This is a genomic window from Denitrobacterium sp. (assembly GCF_056180635.1).
Genome location: NZ_JAZZJS010000034.1, coordinates 20,786 through 28,106 on the forward strand (window position 1 = coordinate 20,786; position 7,321 = coordinate 28,106).

Here is a 7,321-nt window from a genome sequence, read left to right on the forward strand (position 1 = left end):
TTTGGGAGGGAAAGTGTAGGGAGATGGCTTAGTGGATATCGCCAGCCAGGAAGCGGGCGGCGTAGCGGCCGAACGTGACCTGACGACCCAGGCAGTTGCCCACCAGGTAGACGGGGTAGTTGCCCGCGTAGTAGCTGCCGGAGCAGGTGCCTACCACGTGCAGGCCCTCGATGACGTTGCCTTCCTTGTCGATGGCCTGCGTGTTCTTGTTGATGCGCACGCCGTCGATGGTGGTCAGCAGGCTGCCGCCGTACCATGCGCCATAGAACGGGGCCTGGCGGATGGCGGAAAGGCGATAGGCCTCCTTGCCGAACTGCGTGTCCTCGCCTGCGTCGTACATGGCGTTGTAGTTTTCGACGGTTTTCAGGAACGCGGTCTTGTCGTCGCCCTTGAAGCCCAGCTTGTCGGCCAGTTCGTCGAGGGTATCGGCCTTCATCATCAGTCCCTTGTCGATGTACTTCTCGGTGTAGGCCTCATCGACGGTGTGACCGTTCAGCGTGCGCTTCCACGTGCCGGCCGAGCAGCCCTGCGTCTTGAAGCGCTGCACGTCTTCCGGCGCGTTTGCGTCGAAGACCTGGCACCATACGCCGCCGGGATGGCTGGCTGCCGCCAGGGGGCGTGCGTCGTAGTTGGCGCTTTCGTTGCAGAGGCGCTCGCCGTGGCGGTCTACGGTCAGAAACGGCTGGCTGCCCAAGTTGAACTGGCCGTTCGTGGGCCAGGTGCCCGCTTCCTCGTCTACGTAGCCGGCGTCGACGCCCGGCTCAACCACGCCGCGGTCGAAGATCATCGTGGCACCCACGGGGTCGAGTTCCGCGCCCACCCAGGCAGCGGCCTTGATGCCCTGGCCGGTGTTGTTCTGGTTGTAGTTCAGGCTCGTGACGCACTTCACCGTTTCGGGGGAGCGCGCCTTCAGCATTTCGGGGTTGGCCGCGTAGCCGCCGCATGCCAGGATGACGCCCTTGGCGGTGTTGTACTGCACGTAGCCGTTGCTGTTCTTGCAGATTGCGCCGGTGACGGGGCCGTTTTCCTCGCGGATGAGCTTCACGAGCTCGGTGCTGTAGGTGACGTCCGTGCCCTTGGACGCGATGAACTTCGTGAGTTCCTGCACGTGGTCGATGGTGCTTTCGCGGCTATCGGGGTCGAGGTTCGCCTTCACCACATGATGGCACTCGGGCGGGATGAAGTAGTTCGTGCCGCCTGCACGTCCGTCGCTGCCGTTCTCGACGTCGACGACGGCGGTAACGGGTTCGCCCAGGAAGTTCGTGTACGTGTTGACGAGCCACTCGACGGTCGCGCCCGAATTCTCGATCCAGGTGCGGGCGACCGACTGGTCGTTCTTGAATGAGGCGTAGCGCGCCCATTCGTTGAGCCAGCGGCCCTCGGAAAAGTCGATGCCCTGCTCCTTCTGCCAGCGGGAGTGGATGGCGCCGATGTCGAAGTGGCTGGCAGCGGGCTCGCCGCCCTTGTCGATGATGGCGAAGTCGGCACCCAGGTCGGCGAGCGTGGCGCCCGCCACGATGCCGCTCATGCCCGCGCCCACGACCAGGATGTCGACGTTCTTGGTTTCCTTGATGTCGCTCGCGGCGATTTCGGGAGCTTCTCCCAGCCAGTCGCTCGACGCGCCCGCGCTCTTCGCGGCCGCCTTATCGGCCTCTTTCTGGCTGGCGTTTTTCGGCGTGCTGCAGCCCGCGAGGCCGAGCGCTGCCAGAGCGCCTGCTCCTGCGGCTCCGGTAAGGAAGCTGCGACGGCTGATGCCATGGGTCAGTGCTTCGTTCATGTTCACTCCTCTTGTGTTTGAAGTCCTCCCAAGTTGGGCCCATGCCCAGATACGGGCACACCTTATGCCGTTCCCGAGAGGGGGTCACCGCCCCATTGGGGGCATATTGTGCAGAAATCGTGATGGAGGGCTTCGCACCCCAATGGGGTGAAAAATCGCGCGAATTCCCAGGTGGCGCGTGGGGTGACGGGATTGCTCGCCACTCGGGCGCCTGCGGGCGCATACAATATTGGCGGGAGGACCAATGGTAGGGATGAAAAAACTCACGGGCGCCGCTGGCGTCTTCAGCCGCAGGGTATTCGTGCTTATGTGCGTGCTTGCGTGCATCATCGTTTCCGGAACGGTGGTGAACGCGCACGTGTATTCGTTCATTGCGCCCACGTTCGGCATCGCGCGCGAGATATCGACGTTCTTGGGCGGTGTCGTGTTTCTGGTTATCGCGCTATGCGTGTTGCATCGTCCCCGCTTGTTCAACGGCCGCGCCTGCGCGTTCGTGGCAATCGCGCTATTCCTGGCCGCTGCGGCGTTTATGATTTGCGGTGCGTTGCTGCTGGATGGGGCATTCACGGTTGCCGGCATGTTCCTGCGGTCCATCGCGTCGGCGTTTCTCACGGTGTTTCTGGCGCTTGCGCTTCTGGAACTCGATGACATGCGTCAGGTTGCGGCCGTTGTCGCCTTTGGTGAGCTCATCGACTATGCGACGAGCCCCTTTTTGGTGGAGCTGCTCAACCCGCTTACGGGGCCCATTGCCATCGCCGTCTGCGGCGTTGCGGGCATTGCCGTGGGGTATCGCTATGCCAGGGAATCGTGCGCGCGTATCCAGGCGGGGGAGTCGGCCCTCGACCTGGCGATTGCCGATCCGTCTTCCTTCATCGCACCCGACCACGCTCTCTTCTCGTGCATCTTCCTGTTTGGCCTGGGCAATGGCTACGCCCTTACGTTGAATGAGATCGATAACGCTCCGCAGCTCACGGGAGTGGAGGGGTTCGTTGCCGTTCTGGTGGTGCTGTACGTGCTCGTCGTTCGCGATAAGCATCAGGAAGACACGCTGTTTTCGTTTTCCGCGCTCCTTATGATGGCGGGCCTGATGGTGGCGCCGCTCGTGTTCGCCTTCCACGCGGGTTCGATTGCCCCTAATACGCTCATCCATCTCAGCAACGAATGCTTCTCGGTGCTCATGTGGATCGTGTTCTGGGGCATCGGCAAGCGTAGTTTCTTCAGTTTCCTGCCCGTCGTCTGCCTGGGGCGCCTTGCCAGCTGCATGGGCACCGATGCCGGCGCGGTTTTGGGCCATACGTCCAATGGCTTTCTGCCGGGCGAGCCATTCGTGGCGGCTGCGTTCGCACTGGGCGTGGCCTTCCTGTTCTTCGCGTTTCTATGGGTGGGGTTCCGCTCGTTTAGCTTCACGGGCACCATCAACGGCGTCATCGAGCTGCCCGAAGGCGTGCTCGTCGACAAGCCTGTCGCAGGTGATGGAATGGATGCGCCCGCTGCCGGGGAAGACGCCTTAGATGCGTGGCAGCGGAAGTGTGACCGCATCGCGAAGGAGTGCGGTCTCACGCCGCGCGAGACCGAGATCTTCGTGATGATGGCGCGCGGGCGCAATGGGCGCTTCATCATGGAGCACTTCGTTATCTCGCGTAACACTGCAAAGAGCCACATCAAGCACGTGTATAGCAAGCTGGGAGTTCATTCGCATCAGGAGCTCATCGACTTGGTCGAGCGGTAGGGCAGGGCACTACAGCGCTTTACTGTGGTACATCGCGGCAGAAAGAGCGCCTTCCGCAGATTTTTAACGTTCTGGAAACGCGATAGCGTGCCATCGCTGGCTACAATAGGCGAAATTTTCATCCGGGGAACGCTAGGTGGCTGCCATGGACTTCATTACGGTATTCAGCGATATTGTGAGCGAAATCGACTCGTTCGTATGGGGCTGGGCGATGATCGCGCTGCTTCTGGGAACGCACATCTACAGCACGGTGCGCACGAAGTTCATTCAGCGCAAGATTGGCACGGCCATTAAGCTTTCCTTCTCGCGCGACGACGATGACGCGCAGGGCGACGTAAGCCAGTTCGGCGCCCTCACGGCGGCTCTTGCGGCAACTATCGGCACGGGTAACATCGTCGGCGTGGCAACGGGTCTGCTGGCTGGCGGTCCGGGTGCCATCTTCTGGATGTGGATTACCGGCGTGTTCGGCATTGCCACCAAGTACGCCGAGACGTTCATTTCCGTGAAGTACCGCGTGCGCGACGCGAACGGCGAAATGCTCGGCGGCGCCATGTACGCCCTCGAGCGTGGCCTGAAGCATAAGAAGCTCGGGCATATTCTGGCCGTCCTCTTTGCGGTGTTCGCGTTCGTGGCCAGCTTCGGCATCGGCGCATCCGTGCAGTCGAACGCACTCGCCGGCGTGGTTACCGCCTATATCCCCGACCTGCAGTCCGAAGCCCAGCTCACCGCTGCGAACGCCATGATTGGCGCCTTCCTGGTCATTCTAGTGGGCGTGGTTATCATCGGCGGCATCAAGGGCGTTACGCGCGTGACCGAGCGCCTCGTTCCGCTCATGGCCATCCTGTATGCATCGGGTTGCCTGGTAATCATCTTCATGAACGGCCAGTACGTGCTCGAGGCCGTCAGCCTCATCGTCACGTGCGCCTTTACGGGGCAGGCCGCATTCGGTGGCGCCGTGGGCAGCGGCATTGCCCTGGCTCTGCAGTACGGCTTCAAGCGCGGCCTGTTCAGCAACGAGTCCGGCTTGGGTTCCGCCCCGCTGGTAGCGGCGAACGCCACCACGAAGAACCCTGCTCGCCAGGCGCTCGTTTCCATGAGCGGCACGTTCTGGGATACGGTTATCATCTGCGCCATCACGGGCATCATGCTCGTCTCCACGATGCTCGCCAATCCTTCTATCGAGGCGGGTATCCTCTCGGGCGACATTACCGCGGCGGCCGAGCTCACCACCACGGCGTTCAGCTCCATTCCCGTTCTTGGTCCGCTCGTTCTGGCCGTGGGCATGATCTTGTTCACGTATTCCACGATGCTCGGCTGGTCTACGTACGGCAATCGCGCCGTCATGTACCTGTTCGGCAAGAAGGGCATTCGCCCCTATCAGATTGCGTTCCTGGCGTTCGTGTTCTGGGGCTGCATTGGCGGCGGCGACCTGGTGTGGAACATTTCCGACATCACCAACGCGCTCATGGCCGTTCCCAACTGCATCGCCGTGCTGGCCCTGGGTGGCGTCGTGGCTGCAGGCACGCGCCACTACGTGTACGAGAAGCATCTCGACGAGGTGGACGAAACGCCCATCCCGCAGTTGCAGAAGTAACGCACGCACCTACTGAATCGGCGTCTATCTGGGCCCATTCAACGGGCTCGCAGATAGGCGCCTTTTTTATTCGATTTATCGGGGTTTTCGTCGCGGCATGAAAGTCGCGTGCGCGCAAAGCAGCCAGCGCGCTACTATGGAACGAACGATTCTGGGCTGCATAGTTCGTTCAATGCGAAGGAGCCGGCATATGAAGCCATTGGAAATCAAGGGCATGGCCATCGGGGCGGGGGTCCCCAAGACCATCACGTCGCTTATGTCCCCCAATGTCGAAGGCGCCCTTGCCGCAGCTCGCGAGGCCGTGGCGGCTGGAGTCGATTGCCTGGAATGGCGCGCCGATTTCTGCGCCAACAAGCTCGATTTCGATTCCATGGTGCATGACGCGCGCTTGCTCGCTGCCGAACTGCCCGACAATCCGCTTCTTTTCACGTTCCGCTCGGAAAGCCAGGGCGGCCAGTGCACGCTTTCCGCGGAAGAGTATGTCGCGTTGAACCGCACGCTCATCGAAGACGAGTTCATCGACATGGTCGACATCGAGACGTGGATTGGCGACGAAGCCGTGCGCGCTCTTGTGGAATGCGCGCATGCCCACGGTGTCGCAGCCGTGGTGTCCTATCACAATTTCCAGGGAACGCCCTCCGTCGAATGGATGGTTTCCCTGCTCACGCATATGGTCGACCTTGGCGCCGACATTCCGAAGATTGCGACGATGGCAACGTCGGCGCGCGACGCCCTGAACGTGCTTGCGGCTACCGAGGAGGTCGCCCGCCTGCATACCGAGCGCCCGCTGCTCACCATGGCCATGGGCCCCACGGGCAGCATCACGCGCGTGGCTGGCGAGCTGTTTGGCAGCGCGCTCACGTTCGTGGCCGTGCAGAGGGCTTCGGCTCCCGGCCAGGTGGATGTCGCGCAAGCGAAGCGCATGATGAGCGATATCCATTCCACGTTGGCTTAGCTATTTCGCTTCATTCGAGGCGTTAGAGTATCGGTTTCTATGTACGAAGAAGGAGAGAACATGGGAGAATCGGCACGTATCAGCGGTCACACTCATTTGATTACGCTTATCGGCAATCCCACGACGCATTCGCTGTCGCCCGCCACGCATAATCTTTCGTTCGAGCATGAGGGTATCGATACGGTGTATCTGTGCTTCGACGTGAAGGATAACGCTCAGCTTCCCCAGGTCATCGAAGCCATGAAGGTCATGGAGGGCTGGGATGGCAGCAACGTCACCATGCCCTGCAAGCAGGCCGTTATCCCCCTGCTCGACGAGCTCGACGAAGCCGCCGCCCTCATGGGCGCCGTGAACGTCATCCGCTACCGCGATGGCAAGACCAAGGGCTTCAACACCGATGGCATTGGCTTCTGGGATAACGTGCGCAAGCACGGCGTCGACATCAAGGGCAAGAAGCTCACGCTCATCGGCTGCGGTGGCGCCGGCTCCGCCGTTTTGGTGCAGGCTGCGCTCGATGGCATGACCGAAATCGACGTGTTCGAGATGCCCGAGGGCAACGGCGCGAAGAACGCCAGGGAACTCGCTCCCAAGCTGCAGGAGAAGACGGGCTGCAAGGTGAACCTGTTCGTCACGGGCGACCTCGACGCGCTGGCGGCTTCCATCCAGTCGTCCGACGTGCTCGTGAATTCTTCCCCCGTTGGCATGGGCGAGGGCTGCACCGACACGCCCGTGCCCGCCGAGCTCATCAAGCCCGGCTCCGTGGTGGCCGACACCGTGTATTTCCCCCGCGAGACTCAGCTGATCCTCGACGCGCGCGCCAAAGGCTGCACCGTCGTTGGCGGCCTTGGCATGATGATCGAGCAGGCCGCGGTAGGCGAAGAGATCTGGTACGGCATCAAAATGGACACCGACCTTATCGAACGCGAACTGTACTCGTAGCCGATCGTGGCTTTCCTGGGGCCGGCGCGCATCGCGTCCCCTGGGCACCCGCTCCGCTGCTCGCGTGCCCCGTGGCCGGTTGCGGTTGCGCAGCTTTGCTGCGCCCCGCCTCCCGGCCGCGGGGCACGCTCGTGCGCTCGCTGGTTCATAAGTCGGATCGTAGCCATGTCGTTCTGTGAGCCAAGGAGTTGTGGAAGTGCCTTGTCTTCCTAAGACCGCTTGGCCTCCGACTTCGCTGCTCGCGTGCCCCGTGGCCGGTTGCGGTTGCGCAGCTTTGCTGCGCCCCGCCTCCCGGCCGCGGGGCACGCTCGTGCGCTCGCTGGTTCA

At 62.1% G+C, this 7,321-nt stretch carries 5 protein-coding genes; 4 read left to right on the forward strand and 1 reads right to left on the reverse strand.

The window, feature by feature from the left end:
- Positions 1-28 precede the first annotated feature (28 nt).
- Positions 29-1,777, reverse strand: coding sequence for an FAD-dependent oxidoreductase (locus AC04P6_RS02870; RefSeq protein WP_475565084.1), 1,749 nt, complete (start codon positions 1,775-1,777; stop codon positions 29-31).
- Between the two features lie 253 nt (positions 1,778-2,030).
- Here AC04P6_RS02870 and AC04P6_RS02875 point away from each other — a divergent pair, with 253 nt between their 5' ends.
- From AC04P6_RS02875 to AC04P6_RS02890, 4 genes are all read left to right on the forward strand, one after another.
- Positions 2,031-3,506: a helix-turn-helix transcriptional regulator gene (locus AC04P6_RS02875; RefSeq protein WP_475565085.1), complete on the forward strand. Its 1,476-nt coding sequence runs from the start codon at positions 2,031-2,033 to the stop codon at positions 3,504-3,506.
- A gap of 145 nt (positions 3,507-3,651) precedes the next feature.
- Positions 3,652-5,100, forward strand: a complete 1,449-nt coding sequence (locus tag AC04P6_RS02880; RefSeq protein WP_475565086.1) for an alanine/glycine:cation symporter family protein — start codon at positions 3,652-3,654, stop codon at positions 5,098-5,100.
- A gap of 190 nt (positions 5,101-5,290) precedes the next feature.
- Positions 5,291-6,055 (forward strand): type I 3-dehydroquinate dehydratase, encoded by a 765-nt coding sequence (gene aroD, locus AC04P6_RS02885; RefSeq protein WP_475565087.1) that lies wholly within the window; start codon positions 5,291-5,293, stop codon positions 6,053-6,055.
- A gap of 60 nt (positions 6,056-6,115) precedes the next feature.
- Complete coding sequence (locus AC04P6_RS02890) at positions 6,116-6,994, forward strand: shikimate dehydrogenase family protein (RefSeq protein WP_475565088.1); 879 nt, start codon at positions 6,116-6,118, stop codon at positions 6,992-6,994.
- Positions 6,995-7,321: the final 327 nt, after the last annotated feature.

What these genes read in the sequence shown, in the direction of transcription:
- AC04P6_RS02870 (WP_475565084.1), bottom strand. Translation starts at nt 1,777, where the DNA reads ATGAACGAAGCACTGACCCATGGCATCAGCCGTCGCAGCTTCCTTACC.
- AC04P6_RS02875 (WP_475565085.1), top strand. Translation starts at nt 2,031, where the DNA reads ATGAAAAAACTCACGGGCGCCGCTGGCGTCTTCAGCCGCAGGGTATTC.
- AC04P6_RS02880 (WP_475565086.1), top strand. Translation starts at nt 3,652, where the DNA reads ATGGACTTCATTACGGTATTCAGCGATATTGTGAGCGAAATCGACTCG.
- aroD (WP_475565087.1), top strand. Translation starts at nt 5,291, where the DNA reads ATGAAGCCATTGGAAATCAAGGGCATGGCCATCGGGGCGGGGGTCCCC.
- AC04P6_RS02890 (WP_475565088.1), top strand. Translation starts at nt 6,116, where the DNA reads ATGGGAGAATCGGCACGTATCAGCGGTCACACTCATTTGATTACGCTT.